Genomic DNA, 24,195 nt, shown 5'->3' on the forward strand with positions numbered 1-24,195 from the left:
CTTATCCAACATTCAACTTTCCTATGATGCTGACACGAGATTGTCGGATTTCTTCTTCTTTCGCAGCAGCACTTGATCGACCACAATCGCAATCAGTGTGCCAAGAACAAGACCATTGCTCAATAAAGAAATCAGCACAGGATGCATGCCTTTCAATGCCCCTTGTGGCACAAACATTGCGCCCACGCCTGCTAAAACAGCGATACCAAGCACAAATCGAATGCGCGGGATGTCTTCTTTTTCATACTGATCGAATTCTGACATGGCAATCCCAATCATAGAAGAGAACACCACAAAGTTCACAGCCAGCCCCACAGGTGAAGGCAATGCAGAGAAAAAGCTCATCAATAATGGAAATAAACTAATGAGGACAATGAGCAGACTGCCAAGGAAAAATGGCTTTCTCGATGGAATTTTGGTTGTTTGTATAAAACCCGCTGCCCCTGAAATAGGGACAGGCGCAATCGCACCAATCAGTCCGCTCAGCAAATGACCAAATGCGGCGACAAAACCAGCCGGTCTGGCTCGTTTCCGCTCACGCAGTTCACCAAATGCCTTGACGGAACTTTCCACAATTCGAATACTTGCCAGCATATTCACAATGAGTAAGATCGTAATAAAAAAGGACGTGACAAGCAGTCCACTGTCAAAGACCGGCATGCCAAACGGAAACAGTTTTGGAAACTCAATGATCTGCTCAGGAATGCGAACAGGCTTCGCTAGTCCGAGTAAAGCAAATAACAGCCAGCCGCCTGCAAGTGCAAATAACACAGAAAACTGTCTTAAATAATGCCATTTTGAGCGGCTGATCATGAAGGTGATGACAATAATCAAGATCGATAGACAAAAGACAAGCCCATCTACCTGATTTCCCCGATAGCCGATCCCCATCAGCCCTTTCATGATTGGCTGACTTAACTGCACAACAAGCAGCAGCAAATAAATACCTGTGACAACCGGCGTAAATAAAGACGCAAGCCAATTAATGATTTTAAAGAGACTAAAAATAAAAAAGAACGCTGCACTAAAAATTAACGCCCCTTGCAATGCTTGCAAGGTTTCAGGATATGTAGCAAAAATCGTCCCTGTCATGCCTGCATAAAGGGTATATACCCCCCACCACAGCCCTGCTGGACTTTCATTGATCGGCAGCATATGACCGCATAAACACTGCACCATCGCCACAAGTCCAAGTGAAAAGAATGTACTCTGAATCAGTTCCGCCGACTGCACTTGATTTAATTCAAATGCTTGTGCAATCGCAATCGGCACAGCAATAGAAGCTGCGATAAAAAATGCCATCCACTGAATGGCGCCCAAAAATAGTTTCAACCCGATCACCTTCCCTTTGTCGTGACAAGACCATTAAAAATCAAAAATAGAGTCACCGTTGCCATCTTTCTCTTGTTGACCCTCTTCTTTATGCTGAAATTTCTTTGCACCGCTAGTGCCCATCAATTTCTCTAGCATGGCTTGATCCGTAGACACAGCCGGTGCAGATGGTGTCTGTATAGATGGAGGTGGTGAAATGACCGAAGACTGCGGCATTTGCACCTGTGATGATGTGTCGAGAATGACATCACATAGTGAAGAGATGACCGCCGCTTGACGTTTCACCTCTTCATCATTTCCACTTTGTTTTGCTTTTTGAATGGCTTCCTCCATTTTTTGAAGCAGACTTGATATATGAATATTCAAGGGTAGACCCTCCAATCTAAAAAATTCGTTTTCCAACATTATTTTACCAAATGAACAAACCGAATGGGCTCATTTTTTCAAAGCTGTGTGCTTCTGTTCATCTGATTTGACCCTTCCCCAAGATTCACACATAATAAAAAAGAAACAATATCGTCTTTGAAAGGACTGAAAGATGAGCAAACTCACTGAACTCATTCACAAACAAAAAAACGTGCAAACACCAGCGGTTCAAGATCGAATCCGTCTTCTTAACGATTTAAAAAAAGCCATTAAACATCATGAAAAGGACATATTACAAGCCTTAGCCCATGATTTACATAAATCCGAACAGGAAGCCTATACAACAGAAATTGGCATGGTATATGAAGAGATCAATCATACCGTCAAACATCTTCACAAATGGGCCAAACCATCTCGCGCGAAAACACCTCTGACCCATATCGGATCAAAAAGTATGATCATTAAGGAACCGTACGGCAGTGTTCTGATTATTGCCCCTTGGAACTATCCTTTCCAATTGGCCCTCTCGCCATTAGTTGGAGCCATTTCTGCGGGAAATGCCGTTACTTTAAAACCGTCAGAATTAACGCCGCACGTCTCAAACGTGATTGGCACGATTGTGGAAAGCGTGTTTCAAGAAGATCTTGCAGCGGTCGTTGAAGGCGGTGTGGATGTCAGCACAGAGCTTCTGAAACTGCCATTTGATTATATTTTCTTTACTGGAAGTGTAGCCGTCGGCAAAGTCGTCATGGAAGCGGCCGCAAAACATCTGACACCTGTCACACTTGAGCTCGGCGGAAAAAGTCCATGCATTGTCATGCCTGATGCAGACATCAAGCTCGCTGCAAAACGAATCACCTTTGGTAAATTCACGAATGCTGGTCAAACATGCATTGCACCAGACTATTTACTTGTTCATGAATCGATCAAAGAGGACCTATTGCGTGAAATGACGACCTGTATCCGTGACTTTTACGGGGACCAGCCTGAAACAAATCCGCATTTCGGAAAAAATGTCAGCCAGCGTCATTTTGATCGGCTTTCACAATTTCTCTCAAATGGCACGATGGTGACAGGTGGACAGCGCAATGAACAAGAGCTCAAAATCGCACCGACCATTTTAGATCATATTACGTGGGAAGATCCTGTGATGCAGGAGGAAATTTTCGGACCTATTTTGCCTGTCATCACATTTGACTCTCTTCAAGAGGCAGCTGACATGATTAAGGCAAGACCGAAGCCGCTCGCTCTTTACTTATTTACAACAAATAAAGAAACAGAAGCTTATATTCTAGACAACCTCTCATTTGGCGGAGGCTGCATCAATGATACACTGATGCATGTCGCCACTCCATATTTACCATTTGGAGGCGTTGGTGAAAGCGGCATCGGACGATATCATGGAAAAGAAAGCTTTTTCACCTTTACCCATGAAAAAAGCGTTCTGCGCCAGACCAATCGCTTTGATTTTTCTTTCCGCTATCCAAATGCGAAAAACGGACTCGACATTGTCCGTAAATTTTTAAAATAAACAGGACGAAGGGATTTTCCCTCGTCCTATTTTGATTCAATGTCCTTGATACACCAGTTGATTTCATCGATCCCCATTTGCTTTAAATAGGCGTTTACTTTTGAGAACGGACGGCTGCCAAAAAAGCCGTTTCTTGCAGAAAAAGGACTTGGATGAGGTGACTCAATGATGTAATGCTTGCTTTGATCAATTCGTTCTTTTTTATTTTGCGCATGTCTGCCCCAAAGCACAAAAACGACTGGCTGATCTCGGTCATTCAGGACGTCGATGACGCGGTCTGTCACACGTTCCCAGCCTTTGCCTTTATGCGAGTTCGCTTCTCCTTTTCTTACAGTGAGCACGGTGTTTAACAGCAAGACACCCTGCTCTGCCCAGCTGACAAGCGAGCCATGGTTAGGGACCGGACAGCCGAGGTCATCCTTTAGCTCCTGAAAAATATTTCTCAAAGATGGCGGATGTTTGACACCAGGCTGAACAGAAAAGCTTAATCCGTGTGCCTGTCCTGGCCCATGATAAGGGTCTTGTCCCAAAATCACGACCTTCACATCTTCATACGACGTCAAATGGAGGGCACGATAAATGTCATCTGGCTTTGGAAACACGATCTGCGTACGATATTCTTCCTTTACCCACTCACGTAATTCCTGATAATATGGCTGTTCAAATTCACTTTTCATCACAGCCCACCAGCTATCATTTAAAAATGGCTTCATTTCGGTTGTCCTCCTTCTGTCTGCTGTGCCAATCTTGAGATCATCGGTTTTCCATCCCATACAATCTCACTCTCTGATTCTCGTTTTTTCATCGCTGGTTCTTCTAATAGGACAGCAAAGTTCGCTGTCGGCAAATCACCGAGCCCATGCTTTTCACTCAGATCATCTAAATAGTTCTTCCTTGTTTCACCAAGATCACTCGACTGATTGCCCCCACCATCAAAGAACGCATAGATCACACTGGCAGCTGGCACTCGTTTGGCTCGTGCATGCTGCGTAACACGCAGGAAAAAGTCCCAGTCCCAGTAGTGATGCATCGCTGGATCAAAATAGCCAATCTCATCATGTATGCGGCGTTTGTACATACTGCCAGAAGGAACATATGTAGAAAAAACACGCATGTCCTCAATGTCCGCTGTATAAGCAAACAAACGTCTTGATACTGGAAAACGAGTCGCACCTCGTTCTTCAAACGAAACAATTTCCGCATCCGAAAAGACAAAATCAGCGTCTTCCAGCGCCTTGCTCATACGTTCAATATGACAAGGTGTAAAATAATCATCGTCATCACTCAGCATAATGACGTCACCTGTCAGCTCCCGCACCCCAACATTTCTTGCGTTCACATGCTGGACATTCTCATCTAAATGAATCAAGCGGATTGGCAGCTCGGGATAGAGTTCCTGAATCACGTCCACTCGCTCTCCTGCATCATTTACGACCACAATTTCAAAAGGCTGTACGCTTTGTCTCGAGATGGATTCAAGCAGTTCACACAATGCGCTCAGCCGGTTATGTGTCACAATTAGTAAAGAAATCTTCATATCGGCCTAACTCCTTTAATAGATTCGTCTTTTTCATTAAAACATAAATCGGCTTTCTTCTCATGATATAAAAGGCGGTTTGATTGATCGAGAAAATGGGAATTTTTGATGAAAAGGAGTGATGATGATGGAATTTTTCACAGTTGAGAATAGTAAAGAAGCCAAACAGACGATCGAACAGATACAATCCACAAAGGACGATGTGTTTGTGTTTGCGTATGACCCCGAACGCTCTGATACCGTTACTGAGTACACGGAAGCAAAGAGCATGACAGCTGTCGATCAAGGGATTTTAGATCAGATCGCCAATGTCATTCGCACCAGGGATGATGAACTGATGGCCAAAATCATGTCGACCGGCGCCGATCAAGAATTAGCCTTAACGCTTTTAGAGGAGCTGAAAAAAGGGAAATTGGTGATTTGTAAAAGATAAAGAATGAGGCGTTCCATGAAGAGTGGAACGCTTTTTTATGCCGTTTCATTGTGATAAATGGAAAAGCTGATTATAATAAGGGATAGAACAGTAACTGTTACACATCACATTGGAGGTTCAGCAACTATGTCTATGAATAAAGCACTCACCATCGCAGGTTCGGATTCAAGCGGCGGTGCAGGTATCCAAGCAGATTTAAAAACGTTTCAAGAAAAAAACGTCTACGGGATGACAGCTTTAACCGTTGTCGTTGCAATGGATCCTCATAACAACTGGGATCATCAAGTGTTTCCAATCGATACATCAACAATCCGCGCGCAGCTCTCAACGATCGTGGAAGGCATCGGTGTAGATGCGTTAAAAACAGGTATGCTGCCAACAGTTGACGTCATTGAACTCGCAGCTGAAACGATCAAAACATATGAGCTGAAAAATGTCGTCATTGATCCTGTTATGGTATGTAAAGGTGCGAACGAAGTCCTTTACCCAGAGCATGCTGAAGCATTGCGCGAAAAGCTCACGCCACTGGCAACAGTTATCACACCTAACCTTTTCGAAGCAGGTCAATTAAGCGGCATTGGCGAGATCAAAACGATGGAACAAATGGAAGAAGCCGCAAAACGCATCCATGAACTTGGTGCAAAGTATGTGGTCATCACTGGCGGCGGTAAGCTAAGCCCTGATAAAGCGATTGATTTGCTTTATGATGGACAAACCTTCGAACGCCTTGAAACAGATAAGATCGACACAGAATACACACACGGTGCAGGCTGCACATTCTCAGCCGCAGTCACAGCTGAACTAGCCAACGGCTCAGACGTGAAAGAAGCCATTTATGCAGCAAAAGAATTCATCACAGCTGCCATTAAAGGCTCTTTCCAACTAAACGAATACATCGGACCAACGAAACATTCCGCACATCGTTTGGACAAATAAGGGGAAAATTATCGCAATAAACCATATGTATAAATAAATTTCAAAGTAATTTATAAAACTTACAGAGCGTATTGATGTGTAAACTAGTCATTCCTTTAATATTGCACAATTCATCAACAGTTGAACCCCCTTTTTATATTTGTTGCATTCTATATGTAATAAGTCAATTTTTGGGGTTCAACTTATATCAGTATTACAAGCCTTCCGCTCAGTCATTATAAGAGTTCTTCCACTTAGATATTTTCTGAAATCTCCTATTTTTATAAACTCCGAATGTTCCATTCATTTGATTTAATCAATCTTAATTCGTTTTGATACTATCTTTTCCAAAGATACCTTTCCACATCTTCCGTGGAACATAGAGTTCACATAAAGCGACAATTTTTGGTACTCTTTAAGTCGAACTTCTCCTGATTTCATCTCGTAGCAGTTATTAATATTAGGCGAGAAATCATCATCACGACAAATATTCTTATTTCAACCCGCAAAATAAACACAATTTCAATACTCAAATAAATATTAAACCAAGGTCAAGAAAAATAAGAAAAATAGTCGCCATTATGAATACATATGATGTTTTTCTATCTTCATTCCAAAAATAAAAAATTAAAATAAAAGATACTATTGTAGTGATTAAAGCCCAAATTATCATTTAGTCAACTCTCCTCTATATTTGTAATGCTGTTTATAAATAGTTCTCTACGCTTTTTTCAATTTCCAGGATTTATTATATTATGGTATGAACCATTCATAACATTTTAGTCAAATAAGACTGAAAGGGGACATTAAAATTGCTTAACAATATAGGACAGACTATGCGATCAATTAGAAAGAACAAAGGATATACTCAGCATTATGTTTCTAGTGGTTTGCTATCACAAAGTGCTTATTCAAAGTTTGAACTACATCGAATCGACATACTTGCGTCATCTTTTATGGCTTTACTGGAAAAAGTAGACGTTTCTTTAGATGAGTTTCACTATATTATGAACGATTTTCAATATACTCGAAGGCAAAAGTTTATTAACGATTTTTTTCGTACGACTTTCAATCATCCGAACAAATTAAGACAATTGATAACAGAATCTGAAAGGTTGCTATCAGATTCGGAGGACCAATTGGTCAGTGATATTCAATGTATTTGTACAGCTTTAATAGTGCTTCATGAAACGGGTAGTATTGAACAAGCTTGCAATCACGTAGATACTGTTTGGGAACGTCTTTCTAAGCATGAAAATTGGTACCTGATTGATATTAGACTGATAAACTCTATACTTTTTATATTTCCTATAGAAACCGCTATACATATAGCAAAGAATGCATTGAAAAGACTTAATATATATAAGAATTTTCAAGATACTTATAAAATTGAAATTAATATTCGAGTTAATTTTTCGCTTCTTTTAATAAAATACAATAAATTTAAGTCGGCATTAGTTGTATTAGAAGAAGCAATCCCTCTCTGTAAAAGACATGGTGCATACAGGGAGATGGCAATCTGCTATGGTCGTAAAGGGATATGTCTAAAAAACTTAAACATGGATTCACCTGAAGAGTATACTGAAAAAGCTGTAACAGTCCTTAGTATACTAGAGGAAAAAAAACTAGAAGAAATGTTATATACGGAGATCAAAAACTATTATTAAAGCCATAAAAATAAATTCCACAATTCCATAAGATACAAAATACAATAATTGATCTCACTTTACTGGATTGAAAGTGGGTTCAAGAAATACATAAAAGAATTTCAAAAAATAATCCTAAGACAGACCTTAGGATTATTTTTACTATCTACTCATATATTAAATAAAATATGGATATCAGTTCTCTGTTTTGAGAAGAATGGTTATCCTTCCGCATTGTAATGTTTCTTGCACTTTTATAACTCATATACATTAAATATTCTATCTACAAATTTCTATTATCTTCATACATTAAGATTTAGAATAAAACTGACATAGATAATCTTTAAATAAAAAAAGCATACCCGCTCCCAGGTACACTCTTTCACCATAATTTTTCACCTACTTTTGCTGATCAGATTCTTTCGCCATTTTTCGAATAAAGGCTTCAATGGATTCAACAAATAAGGCATATTCTTTCATTTGTTTATACGTATCTGACAGCTTCTCTTTTAATTCTTCCTGCTCTAGAGAAGGTTCACCGAGAATAGATTGGACTTGAATTAGCAATTCTTTATATTCTTCACGTTTATCTTCAACATGATCTGCCATTGTCTCCAAGCGTTTTCTAGTCGTCGGCTGCTGTTTTGAATTCAAGTAAACAACCCCTTTTTGTCCTACCGCATTTGGATAAACGTCAGCCTCAGCTGTATATATTTTAAAATGATACCATAATTGAACCTGTTATCATATATGTAAAACGTCATCAAACCGCTTCAGGCCAACCTTGTATATACATGATATAGGCTTTAAGATACAGGCTGATCTCACTAGAAAAAAGCAGATCATTGATCTGCTTCTTTTTGCAAATGCCACGTCTTCAATTTAAGCTTCGTTTCATTTCTACCACTGATGGAGATTGATTTATTTCCCGGGGAAGGAAAGTAACGTGCAGTAAATACTTCCCGGCCTCCGTTGACAAAAATCTCAATCGATGATGCATCAATAAAGATATGCAGATCCTGTAATTCATCAATTTCTACTTCACGAACTTCCTTTGTTCGATCTTCAAATCGATCTCGCTCTAATGTTAGTTTGCCTTCATCTTTATCATAAATGATACGAGCAGCAGCACGGATACAGCATTCAAATCCTTTTTGTGTTTCAATTTGATCAATGAATACCTCTGCGCTCGTCAAATCTTCAACAGGAATGGAGTGAACAGATCGTTTAACGTGAAAAACATGCTCCTGCTCATTTGTCCGCATAGATCGAAGTTCACTTACCGGCTTTTGAATAAGACGTCCTTCATCATCTAAACGAAGCTCTCTCGGAATCGTCAAACAATGGATCCATTGATAAGAGACAGTTGGATGATGCTCTTCCCCTTGATCTGGTACACCCATCCATCCCATTAAAATGCGTCTGCCCGATTCATCTTGGAAAGTCTGCTGTGCATAAAAGTCAAAGCCACGATCCAGCTCCTCAAACGCTCCATGCGTATATTGGTAGGTACGATCATCGAATGTACCAACAAAATAACCAGATTGATGTGTATTGTTGTATTTAAATCCATCAGGCTTCAGCCCCTGTGGTGACACGATCAATACATCCTGACCGTCTAATTCAAACAGATCTGGACATTCCCACATGTATCCGAAATGGTCTAATCCATTCTTTCCACTGCCTGCAATAATGCCTTGAAACGTCCAATTGTCTAATGTATCAGATGTGAATAAAACAAGATGTCCTTTGAGATCTTCACTTTGTGCTCCAAGGACCATGTACCACTTTCCATTCCGCTTCCACACCTTCGGGTCACGAAAATGTGCAGTGAATCCCGCTGGCAAAGTCGCCACGACACCTTTTTTCTCAAAATGAACCCCATCCTCTGACACAGCTAAACATTGATATGTCTCACGATTCCCTTGCTCGTCACGGACATTTCCGGTATACATCACGTACATACGACCATCGTCAATGACTGCACTGCCAGAATAACAGCCATTTTGATCAAACCAATCACTTGGCGTGAGGGCAGCCTCTTCATGCTGCCAATTCACTAGATCGGTTGATGTGTAGTGACCCCAGAATTTTGCCCCATGTCCTGTTTTAAATGGCTGCCATTGATAAAACACATGGTAGACTCCCTTCCACTGAATCAATCCATTCGGGTCATTTAAAAGACCGACTGGCGGCATTAAATGGAAGTTCTGACGGTACACATCTTTTTTCACCAAATGCTCATAGTTTCGAATACGATCTGTTACCTTTTGACGAAGTGCTGCGTCCGTTGTTGTCATCACTGTGACCACTCCTTGATTATTTTTCGACTTCTTTGACTTTAAAGATGATGGTAAGAATAAATGAAACAGCAACAGCTATTAACATACCAATAACATAATTTACCACATTTTGTAAACCAAATGGAGCTGCAATGGCAATCATCGGAATCCCTGTTAAACCATAAGCGTTGGCGGCTACCTTCGTGAAGACGACAAACGCCCCGCCTAATGCACCTCCGATCATTGCAGCAATAAATGGCTTACGATAACGAAGATTCACACCGAATATGACCGGCTCTGTAATACCTAAGAAAGCAGAAAATGCTGCTGGTAAAGCAATTTCTTTCGTTTTTGCACGCTTTGCTAAGAAAAAGACCGCTAGCCCAGCTCCGCCTTGAGCGACGTTGGACATGGCCCAGATCGGCAGCAAATAATTCCGTCCAATATCATTCAGAAGTCCTGCCTCAATCGCATGGAAGCTATGATGAACACCTGTCAGTACAATTAAAGAATAAGCACCTCCGAAAATCAGTCCAGCTAAGAATCCTGCATGGTCATAAACATAAGTGAGTGCATTCGAGATCCCTGTACCGAGCATTCTCCCTAGCGGTCCTACAGCAATAAACGTCACAAATCCAGTCACAATCACCGTCACAAACGGCGTCACAAGTAAATCAATACTGTTCGGCACAACTTTTCTTAAGTTCTTTTCAATCACGCACATGATATACACAGTTAATAACACGGGAATGACCGTTCCTTGGTAACCAAGAAGCGCAATATCAAAGTTGAATAGATGCATATATTCTGGTTTTGCGTCTGTCAGTCCCCATGGATTCAGCAAGCTCGGGTGAATCATAATGCCCCCAATGACAGCTCCTAAATATGGATTTCCACCAAACTCTTTGGCTGCACTAACCCCAATTAAAATCGGTAAAATGATAAAGGCAGCACTTGAGAACATATCTAGCATTTGGAAGATGGCAGAGCTTGGATCAGCCCATTTGAAGGCTTTCATCATACCTAATAGGCCCATTAATAAACCGCTTGCTACAATCGCTGGAATGATTGGTACAAAAATATTCGATAGCGTCTTGGCAAAACGTGCAAGTGGATTCATTTTTTGCTTCACGGCTTCATCATGGCTGGCTGGTTTTTGATTCTCGTCGTCTGCCTCAAGACCCGCCTCACGCGCAAAAGGCTCATATACTTTGTTGACAGAACCTGTTCCAAATATGATCTGGAATTGACCCGAGCTTGAGAAGGCACCCTTCACACCCTCAAGTTCTTCAATGGCATCTTTGTCAATTAACGCCTCATCTTTCATCACCAATCGGAGTCGTGTGGCACAATGTGTTGCGCTAATGACATTTTCTTTGCCGCCTAATAATGTTGTTAATTCTTTGGCTGTTTTTTGATAATCCATGTTGTCTCCCCCTTTTTTTAAAACAAAAAAGACCTAAAATTCACTAACGATGAAAGGACATACACGTCCCCTCGTTACGCAAATTTTAGGTCTTGCCTGCCTGACAGTCACAATCCCACGATATTGGTTTTTGATTACGCTTTCATCATAGTATAAGAGCGTGACCTGCGTCAACCTATTTTTTCGAATCAAATGACCCATATACACTAATTAGAGTAGTGTGCATAAAAAAAAGCCTGCGGACAGGCACAACCTTTACACCAATTCGGCATCCTGCAGACGCTGGACATGCAGCGTGATGTAGCCGATCTCCGATTCAGGGAGATGAAGTCCATATTCTTTTTTCAGCAAATCAGCCAGTCCAAGTGCACACCGGTAAGCCGAATCATACTTTGTTTGGATAAAAGTCAGCATGTCATCGTCCATGATTTGAAATGCTTCATTCGATTCCAACCTGCCTAATGCATACCTCAAATGTGTCACAAGGCGCTGATATGAAATACTATCCTCATCAATCGAGCGCTCAAAAACGCTTTCGATATGCTCGATCATTTCTTTGATCATCGTTGTGTATTTGACCGTCTTCTTCATGGACTCCGTATTCATTTTGGCCGTATGAATATGAAGTGCCACATACCCTGCCTCATCGTCCGGCAGGTCAACCCCAAGCCGCTCCTTTACATAACGAATGGCATACTTTCCAATATCATATTCCTGCTTATATAAGACTTTGATCTCACCAAGCAATTTATTATATAAGACAATGCCTTTTTGAACGCGTTCAATGGCAAAGGATAAATGATCTGTCAGTGAAATGTGGATATGATCACTGAGCGGCATCATGAGTTCACCCTCTGCATAACTAATAATATGCTCTGCCACCTCAATATGCGCTTCTGGCAATGTCGCAAGAATTTGTTTGAATTTCTCATTTTCTTCACGCACAACAAAAATCTTCTCTATTTTTTGAACGGGAACGACGTCATTTTTCCCCTTCTGAAAAGCAATTCCGGGCCCCATCACAATTTTCTCCTGATCACCCTCCTTTACAACCACTGCATTGTTATTCAATATTTTATATATCTTCAAGGGGCATCCTCTCCCACAGATAACGTGTCTTATGTGGGATTTTACCCTGTTTCAACTTTTCTGTAAAGATAAGAACGGACCGGCACGAGCCTCTCTCGTTGTCTTTTCATCAAGCATCATCAGACTTTCTTGAAACGGCTTTTCTATCCTGCGCTTCTTCTTCTTTTCAACTGCCAGTTTCTCTAGCTTTCTCTCATTCACCGCAAGAAAGAATCCTCCATCCACTGCTGTCACTTTCACCCCTTGCTTCTTCAGCAGCTCACCAGGATTCACAAGCACATTCATCACAAAACCAAACCATACACTCAACCAGTTCTTCCATTTCTTCACTGAACATCCCTCCGATTTACTTAGAATCTAGCAGTTCTAGCAAATTAACTGTTCCTATCATATCCCGAGAAAAAAGAGAGGTTTGTCACAATCTGGGTGAAAAAACGAACTAGTTTTCAGAAGTTTTGTTGAAAAGTGCAGAAGATGATCATGTTCCACAATGTTTCTATGAAAATTTTATACACACACTATCCCAAAGATAAGCACATCTTATCAACAGGGTTTATCCACATATCAACACCCTCTTACTAGATTTTGTGTATGAGGTTTTTTTATTTTCCATATATATATCTGAATAATCGAGTTATCAACAGATTATTGTGCATAAGTGTGACTTTATAAACAAAATAGTTCTTTATGACTATGTAAAATAAGACCATTTTAGTAAAGGAATTGGTTTCATCGTATGGAATACTTAATAACGGGCAGTGAATCTTTCCTATTTATCCACAAAAAGAAAGGCTATCTCCCTAAATACACAGCTAGAAAGGGGAAAATTAATTGAAAAAAGTAATCTCTCGTTCTTCTGTTCTATTGTTCTCCACTATTTTTACCTTATCCACATTCTTTTCAGGTCAGGCTGCTGCCGCTCCATCGAACAAACAGGTGGAACTGGAAAAAGCAGAAATCTTCGGCGAAATCAATGTTAAGTCTAGAAAACACACCACTGTCATTGTTGAATTAAAGGAAAAATCCTTAGTTGAAGCCAAGCAAGAAGGCGAAGCACAAACAAAGGCCTCCCTCAAAAAATCTCGAACGAAAGTAAAGAATGCAGCACTCAAAAAGTTAGATAAAGCGAGTGTTCGTCAAGAATATGAAAAAGTCTTCTCTGGTTTCTCTATGAAACTTCCTGCAAACGAAATCCCGAAACTGCTCGCAGTTGACGGAGTAAAAGCCGTTTATCCGGATGTTACATATCAAACAGATGAAGTGAAAAAGAAAAGCGTCCAGCTTCCTAATGAGGATGTCTCTCCACTCATGGATAAAAGTGCTCCATTTATCGGTGCCCCAAAAGCATGGGATGCCGGCTACTCTGGAAAAGGGGTAAAAGTCGCTGTCATTGATACTGGAGTAGACTATACCCACCCTGATTTAAAAGGAAACTTCGGATTATACAAAGGCTATGACTTTGTTGATAATGACTATTCTCCACAAGAAACACCAAAAGGAGATCCTAGAGGCGAATCGACAGATCATGGTACACACGTCGCAGGAACAATTGCGGCAAATGGACAAATTAAAGGTGTCGCTAAAGACGCTACCCTTCTCGCCTACCGTGTCCTTGGACCAGGCGGATCAGGAACAACTGAAAATGTCCTTGCAGGCATCGACCGGGCTGTCACTGACGGAGCCGATGTCATGAACCTTTCTCTTGGGAACAGTGTGAATAACCCTGATTATGCAACAAGCATCGCACTGGATTGGGCCATGTCTGAAGGGGTTGTTGCTGTGACATCAAACGGAAACAGTGGGCCAAACAGCTGGACCGTTGGATCTCCTGGGACATCAAGAGATGCTATTTCTGTCGGAGCCACTCAGCTTCCGTACAGTTTATACAACGTGAAATTCCCGAACTATTCAACAGCAAAAGTGATGGGCTACTATCAAGAAAATGATTTAAAAGCACTTGACCAAAAACAAGTCACACTCGTCCAAGCAGGCATCGGTGACGAAAAAGCTTTTGAAAACATCGATGTCAAAGGAAAGGTGGCAGTGATTGAACGTGGAGCCATTGCCTTTGTTGATAAAGTGGACAATGCGAAAGCTGCTGGTGCGATCGGCGTTGTCATGTACAACAATACCGATGGAGAAATCCCTGTGGATGTACCAGGTCTAGCCCTTCCGACGATTAAGCTGTCAAAAGCGGAAGGAACAGCACTTGTTAAAGCCATTGAGGCTGGTAACAATACAACAACTTTCTCGATTCAATTTGTGAAAGAGTTAAGTGAACAAGTCGCTGACTTCTCATCTCGCGGACCTGTTGTCGATACGTGGATGATCAAACCAGATCTTTCAGCACCTGGCGTGAGTATTGTCAGCACCATTCCGACACACGATCCTTCTCAGCCATACGGCTATGGATCGAAGCAAGGAACAAGCATGGCATCTCCTCATGTAGCCGGAGTAGCAGCGATTATTAAACAAGCAAAACCATCGTATTCTACAGAGCAAATTAAAGCGCTGATGATGAATACAGCAGAAACATTGTATGACCCAAATGGCAGCCAGTTCCCTCACAATACGCAGGGCACAGGCAGCGTTCGAATCATCGAATCACTTCAAGCGTCTTCTATTGTGTCTGATGCAAGCTATTCGTACGGCACTTTCTTAAAAGAAAAGGGCGTTCAAATCAAAACGAAGAAGTTCAAGGTAGAAAACCTGTCAAAAGCACCGAAAACCTATACCATTGATTACAAGTTCGATGGCAATGGCATTAGCACAAACGGCACGAAAAAAATCACAGTAAAAGGGAATTCCACAGGGTCCTTTACTTCCGCAGTACAAGTGAATTATGGAAAAACGAAAAAAGGAACGTACCAAGGCAGTATCACCATTCGCGAAAATGGCAGAAAGGTCACTGAAATCCCTACTTTATTGATTGTAAAAGAGCCTGATTACCCGCGCGTCACTTCGGTTTCCGTAGAGCCTGATAACCGTGCTGGAAGCTATGTCATTAGTAGCTATCTCCCAGGCGGTGCTGAAAATCTTGCATTCCTCGTCTACTCGACAGATGGAGAGTATTTAGGTGAAGCAGGAGTTTATCAACATGTTGATAAAGGAGAGCATCGTGTGAAATGGAATGGCACGATCAATAAAGGACAGAAGTTAGAAGCAGGTGAGTATACAATGCTTGCGTATGCAAGCCTGAAAGGCAAATCAGATACGGTTCAAACGAAAGAACCATTCGATATTTATCCTGAATAAACAAGAATCACATAATAAGCCTTGTATGAGCCCATCAGCTCAACAAGGCTTTTCTATCATATATGGAGGAAAGAGAAATTCATGTTGATATGGCTATGGATCGTTTCTTTTATGACGGCTTTTTTTCTCACGATCACCTTGGTTTATTTTTTTACCTTTTTACATGCAAAACAGCCTCGTCCTTTTCATCAAGCATGTGAACTGACTGTCTATACCACCTGCATTTATCCGCTTAGCTTGGCGGTGACAGCTGCCTTTATTCTCACCATGATGCTCCTCTATCCCTTTTATTGGCTGCGCAGACGGTAAATTCACATAAGTTATGCGTCAAAAGCTTCTTTTAATAAACGATACGATGTGAGACGTTCTTGCATGTGATGTGTGATGGTCACAGCGATCACTTCATCTGTACGATACGCCTTTGCGAGTTCTGTCAGCTGCTGCTTCACAGAGGCTGGCGTGCCAACAACCATTCTCTGTCGATTGGCTGCTACTCGTTTTTGTTCATATGGACTGTAGGAATAGTCCTTTGCCTGTTCAAATGAAGGAAAGCCGCCAAGGTTCTGTCCTTGTTCGTTAGCTAATAATGATAAATCTAAGCTAACAGCCAATTTTTCTGCCTGTTCCTCTGTTTCTGCACATAAAACGAAGACCGCAAGACTGACACGCGGCTCACCACCAAATTCTGAAGGTTCAAATCGGTTGATATACTGCGACACAGAGTCTTCTCCGCCTTCTCCATTAATGAAAAGAGCAAACGTATAGCCTGCACCTGCTTTTGCGGCAAGCCGTGCACTTCCTCCAGAGGAACCTAACATCCATACCTCTGGGGCAGTATCTACTTTCGGAGAAGCGGTCAGGTGAGGCAGCGGATAAAATTCATCGGCTAAATCATGTAAATACACCCTTAATTCTTCTACCTGCTCAGGGTATTGATCACCAAGTCGCTTCCGTTCTCCATGATGAAGGGCAATGGAGGAGATCGGCATACCTCCAGGAGCACGTCCAATGCCAAGATCAATTCTGCCCGGAGCCAAGGCTTCGAGCACTCTGAAGTTCTCTGCTACTTTATAGGCACTGTAGTGGGGCAGCATGACGCCACCTGAACCAATACGGATATGTGACGTCACAGCTGATAAATGACCGAGAAGCACCTCTGGACTCGATCCTGCGAGCCGGTTTGAAAAGTGATGCTCTGATACCCAAAATCGATGATAACCCCATTTCTCTGCCTGCTTCGCCAGCTCGACTGTTTGCTTCAGCGCCTCAGCAGGCGTCGCATCTCCAATCAATGGAGATTGATCCAGTATACTTAATTTCATGATGTCGCACCTCTTACAGAAATCCCCCTCTCTCACTTGAAAGGGGGATTTCCTGATTTATTTTCGATTAAAGCCCTTCTCTTTCACAAAATCTCCGAGGAAAGCACGTTTTGGCTGGCTAAAGCCTCGAAGCATTTGCTCAGACCATGTATCTTTTCTCTCACCGTTTGTTCGTTCTTCATAATATGATGAAATACGATCATCGTATTCTTTTAAATAACGATCCACATGAGCTTCGTCTTGCTGATATGTGTTTTCATGATAGATCAGCTCAACGGGCAACCGTTCCTTTTGAGATGATGAATTGGCAGGATGTCCTATGGCCAGGCCGAATAGCGGCAGCACATAGGAAGGCGTTTCAAGTAATTCTGATACTTCCTTCAGCTGATTACGCAGTCCGCCGATATAGCAGATGCCAAGTCCCATAGATTCTGCGGCGACACTGACATTTTGCGCAGCGAGCGCCGCATCAATCACACTGATCAGAAAGGCTTCAGTATTCTCAAGCGCTTCTTGATGGTTTTTCCCTGCTTTTTTTGCGATATAGTCGTGGCGTTTCAAGTCTGCACAGAAAACAAAAAAATGCCCATTCTTCTCAACGTATGGCTGATTTCCAGCCAGTTCAGCAAGCTTCGCCTTCTTCTCCTGATCTGTTACACCAATGATACTATACGCCTGTACATAGCTTGATGTCGAAGCAGCCTGTGCACTTTTGATAAGTGTCAGCACTTCTTCGTCTGTCAGACGCTCATCTGTAAACGAACGGATGGACCGATGATTTAAGATGGTTTCTATCGTTTTATTCAATTCGAAGACCTCCTTCACTCCTACTATCATAAGACAAATGAATATTGCTTTTCAAAAGTTAGAACTCACACCAAAAAGGCAGCCTACGCTTAGACTGCCCTTTACCCGTTTTATTTAAATAAATAACTTTGATATTTCGTTAATTGAACACTTGCATTATAGGCGATACCAAATCCAATCAGAACAGATAAAACAGAGCTTCCCCCGAAGCTGATGAATAAGAGCGGTATCCCTGTTACAGGCATGACGCCTATGTTCATGCCAATGTTCTGGAATGTATGGATGACAATCAATGCTGTATATCCTACACAGAAAAATGACGCAAACCGGCTATAAGGATGGATACGGTCAATCAACACAACAAGCCTGTAAATCAGGAAGAAGAACATGATCACAACAAATGCGCAGCCGACAAAACCAAAGGCTTCCCCTATGATAGAGAAAATCATATCTGTCTGTGCTTCTGGAACATACACTTTTAAGTTTTTAACACCGTTCCCGAAAATTTGTCCTGCCCCAATTGCCATAATGGCTTGCTCGACTTGATATTTATCAGATCCAGATGCATCCTGTGTCTGGGCTTGGTTGGCTGTCGAAGAACTATCAGGCAGCCAAGCGGTAATCCGATTGATCTGATACTGCTGAATCCCGATCTTTTGTGCAAAATCAGGGAATAGAATAATCACGGCTAACACAGCGGCAACTAAGAGCACAACCACTGAACCGATGAGAGAGATCAATTTCCAGTTGACCCCTGATAAAAAGACCATGACAACGACAATAAACATACATACCGCAGCCGTACCTGCATCTTGCAAAAAGATGAGTCCGACTGGTACAGCAGCCACGCCGGCAATTTTTAATAGTAGGAAAATATCATCTTCTAATGTTCGTTTTCCTCTTGGGGTTGCCTTCCCAATGACAGAGGCGAGCATCATAATCAAACCAATTTTCATGAACTCTGAAGGCTGAAATGTTCCAATTCCCGGTAACACAAACCAACTTTTTGCACCATTTTTAATTGGAGCAAAATCATGACCTGCAATTTGTGCAGGAGCAATTTTTAAAAGAATTAAGAGCATAATGCCGCCTATAAAAATATATAGGCTTAACTTTTCTAATTGTTCCAGATCGAAGTAATTAATAGCCACAATACAGATGACCCCGACCATGTAGTAAATGATCTGTCTGGTCCATGCATTAGATCCATATTGCCCAAACTGTCCCGCAGCATAAATAGCGATGACACTGATGGCAAAGAAGGCTAAAAATATAAAAATCAAATCTCCTTGATAGTAAGGAGATGTATTCTGCTTGTTCATGAACTAACCACCCTTATTACAAAACATAAAAGCCCTTATTTATATTAGATTGAAATTTTCACAAAAGCAACTCACCTTAAATATGACGGAAGTGACACCTGAAAGGTTCCATTCTAATTTCAAAAAATGAAATACTTTTCATCCTAACAATAGGAAAAAATTCCTTTCCACTCTATCATGACAACCGATCATAAGTCCTTTAAAAAGATTATTTTACAGATTTTAAGGGGAAAATTCAATGACTTATGTGGCGATATGAAAGGTGCACATCTTGCCAGCATAAGCTTAACTGAGGTATAAGAAAAAAAACAATTTCTGCGGAATAAGGCCCATTTTCCAATTATTGAGTTTACTTCAAAGTCAATTGTGGTATAATATTTGTAACAAAATGTTCACAATATCTCCTAAAAACAGACACAATTGCATCCTGACCTCTCATTTGAATTGAACATCAACTTACAAAGGAGTTGGATACGATGGATATGTTCTTTGCGTACCTATGTATTGCAACAGCTACACCCCTGTTTTTATGGTTGGAAAACAGAAAGATTGCATTAGCATCTATTCCACCCATCATGATTATGTGGATTTTCTTCGGTCTTTACATGACAAGCAGTTTATCTCCAGCAGGACATACCTTCATGATCGCATTCTTTGCCATTAACGTGATTCTGGCTCACATTGCAGCTTTCCTCATCTATGGACTTCCATTCATTCGCAAAAGATTCAGCAGCAGATAGATATCGCATCATCAATTGGAAGCGTTATCACAATCAGCATAAAAACCACTCACCTATGAAAGATGAGTGGTTTTTTATTATTTCTCTGAATGCTCAGACTGCTTTGGCGCAGATGGTGAATAACCGTCTTTGCTGTTCTCTCCGTGGCTGTAGTGAGCCGCAAAGATCCAAACAGACCCGATGACGAAAATGATCGCACAGAACAGACCAAACAAAGTATTTCCGACTTGAACAGTTCCGTTCTCACTCTCTGTCATGTGCATGAACATGAACAGCTGCAAGAATGCTTGAATGAAGGCAAAACCAAAGATAATCCATAGTTTCGCAGAACTGCCAATTTCAGCTCCGATGGCAATCCAGAATGCTAAGATGGTTAGCACAATGGAGAGAATGAAGCCGACTACGTGTTTCCAAGGGAAGTGTTCGTGCTCTGCTGAGGAATGTGTTTTTCCAGCCATATCACAAAAGCCCCCCTAATCCGATCAAGTACACAGCTGTGAAGATGAAAATCCATACAACATCAAGGAAATGCCAGTATAGACTTGAGATAAAGATCTTCGCTGCTGTTTGTGGTGTTAATCCACGTTTTTTAATTTGGAACAAGACACCTGTAATCCAGAAGATACCGATGGATACGTGTAATCCGTGAGTTCCTAAAAGAACAAAGAATGCAGACCAGTATGCACTTGTATGGATGCTCGCACCCTCATGTACATAATGGAAGAATTCGAAAATCTCAAAACCAACGAAACCTGCACCTAGAAGCAGTGTCAGAATCGTCCAAATGACAACCCCTTTTGTACTTCCACGGCGCATTTCATGAACGGCAATCCCACATGTAAATGAACTCACCAATAGCAGGAATGTCATGATCAATACAAGCTTCATATCAAATAGCTCAGCTGGCAAAACGCCGCCAGCTGTTCTGCCATGAAGAACAAAGTAGGTCGCAAAAAGTGTTGAGAATAACACGATTTCCGCGCCAAGGAATATCCAGAAACCAAGGATGTTTAAACGTCCTGTTTCAGACTGATATTCAAGCGGTGCATTTGCATAGCTGCTATCATTATGTCCCATTACTTCTGCGCCTCCTTATTCTTTTTCTCTGTTTCAATCACTTCTTCAACAGGAATATAGTAGCCATCGTCATATTCAAATGAACGTAAAATCATTGTTGCGAATACACCGATTAAGCCGATAACGCCAATCCAGTACCATTCAAATACAAGACCGAATGCACCAAGTCCGAAGAATGCAGACATGATTAGCGGTCTGCCTGAATTGTGCGGCATGTGAATTTTCTTGAATTCTTTTTCAGGATGAACGTCTACATTGTTTTGCTTCCAGTGATGGAATGCATCTGGTGACGTCACTTCTGGAAGTGCTGCAAAGTTATAATGCGGCGGAATTGCAGAAGATGTCGCCCAGTCAAGTGTACGTCCTTCTCCCCAGCTGTCTCCAGACACTTCACGTTTCGCGTGTCTCCAGCTGTAGTAAATGTTATAACAAAGGATGATGAATCCGATACCCATCATGAATGCACCAATTGTTGAAATAAAGTTTAGCGCAGTCCAGCCATCTTCTGGTCCATACGTATAAATACGTCTTGGCATTCCTTGCAGTCCTAAGAAGTACTGCGGGAAGAAACAGATGTTAAATCCGATCATGAATACCCAGAAGAACCATTTGCCGATTCGTTCGTTTAACTTGTAACCAAACATTTTCGGATACCAGAAAACAAGACCTGCAAAACAAGCAAATACAGTACCTGCGATTAATACATAGTGGAAGTGGGATACTAAGAAGTACGTGTTATGGTACTGGTAATCCGCAGCTGCCATCGCAAGCATAACCCCAGTCACACCACCGATTACGAAGTTCGGGATGAAACCAAGTGCCCAAAGCATTGGGGATGTAAAACTGATACGGCCTCGATACATTGTAAAGAGCCAGTTAAAGATTTTCACACCTGTTGGTACAGAAATCGCCATTGTTGTGATCGAGAAGAATGAGTTAACCGCTGCACTGTTCCCCATTGTAAAGAAGTGGTGAACCCACACAAGGAAACTAAGAACAGAGATTGCCACAATCGATACAACCATCGCTTTGTAACCAAACAACTGCTTTCTTGAGAACGTCGCAAAGATTTCTGAGAAAATACCGAAAGCTGGCAGGATAACGATATATACCTCAGGATGTCCCCAAATCCAGAAAAGGTTCGCCCAAAGCATTGGCATACCGCCCGCTTCGAGTGTAAAGAATGCTGAACCGAATAAACGATCGAATGTCATAAGTGCTAAAGCAACTGTTAAAACAGGGAATGCGAAAACGATAATGACAGACGTGATCAATGTTGTCCATGTAAACATCGGCATACGCATAAGCGTCATACCTTTTGTACGCATTTTTAAGATGGTCACCATGAAGTTAATACCTGTCATTAGTGTACCAATACCTGCAATTTGGAGCCCGAGCAAGTAGTAGTTCTGTCCAGGTCCTGGTGAGAAATCATTTCCGGCGAGCGGCATGTAACTCGTCCAGCCTGCACTTGGTGATCCTCCAATAACGAAGGAAATGTTGAACAGCATTGCTCCGACCATAAATGTCCAGAAGCTCAAGTTGTTCAAATACGGGAATGCAACGTCACGTGCACCAATTTGAAGAGGAACCACGACGTTGATTAAACCAATTAAGAATGGCATCGCCATGAATAAAATCATGATCGTACCATGCGTTGTGAAAATTTCATTATAGTGGTTTGAATCTAAAAACGTATTATTAGGAAGCGCCAGCTGCGCGCGCATCATCAGTCCGTCTACCCCACCGCGGAAGAACATAATCACAGCAGCAAGGATATACATGATTCCAAGCTTTTTATGATCAACTGATGTCAGCCATTCTTTCCAGAGCCATTTCCACTTTTTGAAGTAGGTTAAAACAAACACAATGGCAATGGAAGTAAGAGCGATAGAAATTTGCGCACCAAGAATTAATGGGTCTCCAGTTACAAAAAACTCATCCCATTTTAAATGCATAACGGCCTCCTCCTTTCCTTAGTCAGTTTATTCGTTTTCTAGTTTTCTTTTATAGTTCTTCACATTCTCGAAAGGATCTGTCTTGGAATGCGGAGAAACTGATTGGTAACCTAAACGTTTGCGTGCTTGGAGTGCATATTCAGAATCCTCTCCGTGCTTCGCAAAAGATAAATGTGTTGATGAGAATGTCTGCACATCTGCAGCATCAGGAAGCATCAAGTAGTCATACGTTTTCTTCGTTAACTTTGGTGCTTCTTTTTTCGTTTTATTTACCCATTTATCATAGTCAGACTGCGTCATCGCATTGACTTTGAATTTTTGCTGAGCAAAGCCTTCGCCTGTGAAGTTGGCGTTTCTTCCTTCATATGTGCCTACTTCATCAGCTTGAAGATATTGTTCCATTTCCATTCCAGCCATCGCATACTTCTCCCCGCCTAGCTGAGGAATCCATAGTGATGCCATTGTATCAGCGGAAGTGATTTTGAATAAAACCGGCTGATCTTTTGGAATGTTTAAGTAGTTCACTGTTTCAATATTTTCCTCTGGATAGCTGAAGATCCATTTCCAATCAACTGCTGTAGCATAAACGACAAGTGGATCTTTATGACTTGTTGCTTGAGGCGCCTCTTCCAAAGAGTAAATGGTTTTTACAGTTGGAACTGAAAGGGCAGCAACGATTAATATTGGGATCACTGTCCAGACAACTTCTAGAAGCGTATTCCCGTGTAGTTCTGGGTTATAAGAGGCGTTTCCAACGTCCTTACGCTCACGGTATTTAACCAAAATGATGGTAAACAGTACAAATACCGCACCAACGATAAAGAGCATGAATCCAATAGATAAAAGGATTAAGTCTTTTTGTTGTGCTGCGACTGGTCCTTTAGGATCTAAAACAGCGATATTGCTGCAACCTCCTAATACAAAAACACTCACGAGCATCGCTAATAAAAGCATAGGTTTAATGGCTCTGAACAAGAAGATCACCATCCTTCCTTAAATAATGTATAAATTGCTGAATAATTGTGAAAAGCCATCTGCCTTCGAAAACTTTTCTTCCCTTTGTAATGCTATCAAAATCTGTTGGAGTTAGCTCCCCTTTTTTCAAAAGTTCATTTATTTTTCAACAGATTTCTATTGAAATGTCATAAATTCGCCAT

General features: G+C 41.4%; 23 protein-coding genes. 7 read left to right on the forward strand and 16 right to left on the reverse strand.

Annotation, left to right across the window (positions count from 1 at the left end; genetic code table 11):
* Positions 1-21: 21 nt before the first annotated feature.
* Together LCD32_RS17120 and LCD32_RS17125 are read right to left on the reverse strand one after the other, a co-directional pair.
* Positions 22-1,332 (reverse strand): purine/pyrimidine permease, encoded by a 1,311-nt coding sequence (locus tag LCD32_RS17120; protein ID WP_007497786.1) that lies wholly within the window; start codon positions 1,330-1,332, stop codon positions 22-24.
* Between the two features lie 33 nt (positions 1,333-1,365).
* Positions 1,366-1,698 carry a YwdI family protein gene (locus LCD32_RS17125; protein ID WP_008343634.1) on the reverse strand — a complete coding sequence of 111 codons (333 nt, stop codon included), beginning with the start codon at positions 1,696-1,698 and terminating at the stop codon, positions 1,366-1,368.
* Between the two features lie 172 nt (positions 1,699-1,870).
* Between LCD32_RS17125 and LCD32_RS17130 the strand changes: the two genes are divergently transcribed.
* Entirely contained in the window at positions 1,871-3,229 is a 1,359-nt protein-coding gene (locus tag LCD32_RS17130; protein ID WP_035389868.1) for an aldehyde dehydrogenase, read from the forward strand.
* Positions 3,230-3,255: 26 nt separating this feature from the next.
* Here the strand turns inward: LCD32_RS17130 and LCD32_RS17135 are convergent, their stop codons facing one another.
* Positions 3,256-3,942 carry a uracil-DNA glycosylase gene (locus LCD32_RS17135; RefSeq protein WP_017360124.1) on the reverse strand — a complete coding sequence of 229 codons (687 nt, stop codon included), beginning with the start codon at positions 3,940-3,942 and terminating at the stop codon, positions 3,256-3,258.
* Positions 3,939-4,766: a glycosyltransferase family 2 protein gene (locus LCD32_RS17140; RefSeq protein WP_008343643.1), complete on the reverse strand. Its 828-nt coding sequence runs from the start codon at positions 4,764-4,766 to the stop codon at positions 3,939-3,941. Before LCD32_RS17140 ends, LCD32_RS17135 begins: the two co-directional genes overlap by 4 nt.
* A 127-nt stretch (positions 4,767-4,893) precedes the next feature.
* Here LCD32_RS17140 and LCD32_RS17145 point away from each other — a divergent pair, with 127 nt between their 5' ends.
* From LCD32_RS17145 to LCD32_RS17155, 3 genes are all read left to right on the forward strand, one after another.
* Positions 4,894-5,199, forward strand: coding sequence for a general stress protein (locus LCD32_RS17145; RefSeq protein ID WP_025208177.1), 306 nt, complete (start codon positions 4,894-4,896; stop codon positions 5,197-5,199).
* Positions 5,200-5,325: 126 nt separating this feature from the next.
* On the forward strand, positions 5,326-6,135 hold the full coding sequence (locus LCD32_RS17150) for a bifunctional hydroxymethylpyrimidine kinase/phosphomethylpyrimidine kinase (protein ID WP_008343648.1): 810 nt from the start codon (positions 5,326-5,328) through the stop codon (positions 6,133-6,135).
* Between the two features lie 791 nt (positions 6,136-6,926).
* Entirely contained in the window at positions 6,927-7,781 is an 855-nt protein-coding gene (locus tag LCD32_RS17155; RefSeq protein WP_056704120.1) for a helix-turn-helix domain-containing protein, read from the forward strand.
* Positions 7,782-8,159: 378 nt separating this feature from the next.
* Here the strand turns inward: LCD32_RS17155 and LCD32_RS17160 are convergent, their stop codons facing one another.
* The 5 genes from LCD32_RS17160 to LCD32_RS17180 all read right to left on the reverse strand — a co-directional run bounded on the left by LCD32_RS17160 (position 8,160) and on the right by LCD32_RS17180 (position 12,887).
* Positions 8,160-8,414 carry a hypothetical protein gene (locus LCD32_RS17160; protein WP_008359596.1) on the reverse strand — a complete coding sequence of 85 codons (255 nt, stop codon included), beginning with the start codon at positions 8,412-8,414 and terminating at the stop codon, positions 8,160-8,162.
* Between the two features lie 188 nt (positions 8,415-8,602).
* The gene (locus LCD32_RS17165) at positions 8,603-10,060 is read right to left on the reverse strand and encodes a glycoside hydrolase family 32 protein (RefSeq protein ID WP_017360128.1); all 1,458 of its coding nucleotides are present in this window, start codon (positions 10,058-10,060) and stop codon (positions 8,603-8,605) included.
* Between the two features lie 19 nt (positions 10,061-10,079).
* Complete coding sequence (locus LCD32_RS17170) at positions 10,080-11,468, reverse strand: sucrose-specific PTS transporter subunit IIBC (RefSeq protein ID WP_008345474.1); 1,389 nt, start codon at positions 11,466-11,468, stop codon at positions 10,080-10,082.
* A gap of 255 nt (positions 11,469-11,723) precedes the next feature.
* Entirely contained in the window at positions 11,724-12,557 is an 834-nt protein-coding gene (locus tag LCD32_RS17175; protein ID WP_026050173.1) for a PRD domain-containing protein, read from the reverse strand.
* Between the two features lie 51 nt (positions 12,558-12,608).
* Positions 12,609-12,887, reverse strand: coding sequence for a hypothetical protein (locus tag LCD32_RS17180; protein ID WP_048002996.1), 279 nt, complete (start codon positions 12,885-12,887; stop codon positions 12,609-12,611).
* Positions 12,888-13,388: 501 nt separating this feature from the next.
* Here LCD32_RS17180 and LCD32_RS17185 point away from each other — a divergent pair.
* Positions 13,389-15,812, forward strand: coding sequence for a S8 family peptidase (locus LCD32_RS17185; RefSeq protein WP_060781539.1), 2,424 nt, complete (start codon positions 13,389-13,391; stop codon positions 15,810-15,812).
* Between the two features lie 81 nt (positions 15,813-15,893).
* Positions 15,894-16,121, forward strand: a complete 228-nt coding sequence (locus LCD32_RS17190) for a hypothetical protein (RefSeq protein ID WP_017360133.1) — start codon at positions 15,894-15,896, stop codon at positions 16,119-16,121.
* Between the two features lie 11 nt (positions 16,122-16,132).
* Here the strand turns inward: LCD32_RS17190 and LCD32_RS17195 are convergent, their stop codons facing one another.
* The 3 genes from LCD32_RS17195 to LCD32_RS17205 form a co-directional block, all read right to left on the reverse strand.
* Positions 16,133-17,137 carry an LLM class flavin-dependent oxidoreductase gene (locus LCD32_RS17195; RefSeq protein ID WP_304362746.1) on the reverse strand — a complete coding sequence of 335 codons (1,005 nt, stop codon included), beginning with the start codon at positions 17,135-17,137 and terminating at the stop codon, positions 16,133-16,135.
* 54 nt (positions 17,138-17,191) lie between these two features.
* Positions 17,192-17,941: an oxygen-insensitive NADPH nitroreductase gene (gene nfsA, locus LCD32_RS17200; protein WP_017360135.1), complete on the reverse strand. Its 750-nt coding sequence runs from the start codon at positions 17,939-17,941 to the stop codon at positions 17,192-17,194.
* 110 nt (positions 17,942-18,051) lie between these two features.
* A complete protein-coding gene (locus LCD32_RS17205) occupies positions 18,052-19,263 on the reverse strand; it encodes an FtsW/RodA/SpoVE family cell cycle protein (RefSeq protein ID WP_008345489.1) in 1,212 nt (403 codons plus the stop codon).
* Positions 19,264-19,739: 476 nt separating this feature from the next.
* Between LCD32_RS17205 and LCD32_RS17210 the strand changes: the two genes are divergently transcribed.
* Entirely contained in the window at positions 19,740-20,003 is a 264-nt protein-coding gene (locus LCD32_RS17210; protein ID WP_008345491.1) for a spore morphogenesis/germination protein YwcE, read from the forward strand.
* A 77-nt stretch (positions 20,004-20,080) separates the two neighbouring features.
* Here LCD32_RS17210 and qoxD read toward each other — a convergent pair whose 3' ends face one another.
* From qoxD to qoxA, 4 genes are read right to left on the reverse strand one after another with little or no spacing between them, the layout of a single operon-like run.
* On the reverse strand, positions 20,081-20,461 hold the full coding sequence (gene qoxD, locus LCD32_RS17215) for a cytochrome aa3 quinol oxidase subunit IV (RefSeq protein ID WP_007497818.1): 381 nt from the start codon (positions 20,459-20,461) through the stop codon (positions 20,081-20,083).
* A gap of 1 nt (position 20,462) precedes the next feature.
* Positions 20,463-21,080 (reverse strand): cytochrome aa3 quinol oxidase subunit III, encoded by a 618-nt coding sequence (gene qoxC / locus LCD32_RS17220; protein ID WP_007497820.1) that lies wholly within the window; start codon positions 21,078-21,080, stop codon positions 20,463-20,465.
* Positions 21,080-23,038, reverse strand: a complete 1,959-nt coding sequence (qoxB, locus tag LCD32_RS17225; RefSeq protein WP_008345496.1) for a cytochrome aa3 quinol oxidase subunit I — start codon at positions 23,036-23,038, stop codon at positions 21,080-21,082. The genes qoxC and qoxB overlap by 1 nt, the downstream gene beginning before the upstream one ends.
* A 27-nt stretch (positions 23,039-23,065) precedes the next feature.
* Positions 23,066-24,022: a cytochrome aa3 quinol oxidase subunit II gene (gene qoxA, locus LCD32_RS17230; RefSeq protein WP_089374137.1), complete on the reverse strand. Its 957-nt coding sequence runs from the start codon at positions 24,020-24,022 to the stop codon at positions 23,066-23,068.
* Positions 24,023-24,195 lie beyond the last annotated feature (173 nt).

The sequence above is a fragment of the Bacillus sp. RSS_NA_20 genome (genome assembly GCF_020165915.1).
GTDB lineage: Bacteria > Bacillota > Bacilli > Bacillales > Bacillaceae > Bacillus > Bacillus altitudinis.

Excerpts from the sequence above, each read along its gene's own strand:
- qoxD (WP_007497818.1), bottom strand. The coding sequence starts at position 20,461 with ATGGCTGGAAAAACACATTCCTCAGCAGAGCACGAACACTTCCCTTGG.
- qoxB (WP_008345496.1), bottom strand. The coding sequence starts at position 23,038 with ATGCATTTAAAATGGGATGAGTTTTTTGTAACTGGAGACCCATTAATT.
- LCD32_RS17190 (WP_017360133.1), top strand. The coding sequence starts at position 15,894 with ATGTTGATATGGCTATGGATCGTTTCTTTTATGACGGCTTTTTTTCTC.
- LCD32_RS17135 (WP_017360124.1), bottom strand. The coding sequence starts at position 3,942 with ATGAAGCCATTTTTAAATGATAGCTGGTGGGCTGTGATGAAAAGTGAA.
- LCD32_RS17170 (WP_008345474.1), bottom strand. The coding sequence starts at position 11,468 with ATGGATTATCAAAAAACAGCCAAAGAATTAACAACATTATTAGGCGGC.
- LCD32_RS17145 (WP_025208177.1), top strand. The coding sequence starts at position 4,894 with ATGGAATTTTTCACAGTTGAGAATAGTAAAGAAGCCAAACAGACGATC.
- qoxC (WP_007497820.1), bottom strand. The coding sequence starts at position 21,080 with ATGGGACATAATGATAGCAGCTATGCAAATGCACCGCTTGAATATCAG.
- LCD32_RS17140 (WP_008343643.1), bottom strand. The coding sequence starts at position 4,766 with ATGAAGATTTCTTTACTAATTGTGACACATAACCGGCTGAGCGCATTG.
- LCD32_RS17210 (WP_008345491.1), top strand. The coding sequence starts at position 19,740 with ATGGATATGTTCTTTGCGTACCTATGTATTGCAACAGCTACACCCCTG.
- LCD32_RS17205 (WP_008345489.1), bottom strand. The coding sequence starts at position 19,263 with ATGAACAAGCAGAATACATCTCCTTACTATCAAGGAGATTTGATTTTT.
- LCD32_RS17130 (WP_035389868.1), top strand. The coding sequence starts at position 1,871 with ATGAGCAAACTCACTGAACTCATTCACAAACAAAAAAACGTGCAAACA.
- LCD32_RS17165 (WP_017360128.1), bottom strand. The coding sequence starts at position 10,060 with ATGACAACAACGGACGCAGCACTTCGTCAAAAGGTAACAGATCGTATT.
- LCD32_RS17150 (WP_008343648.1), top strand. The coding sequence starts at position 5,326 with ATGTCTATGAATAAAGCACTCACCATCGCAGGTTCGGATTCAAGCGGC.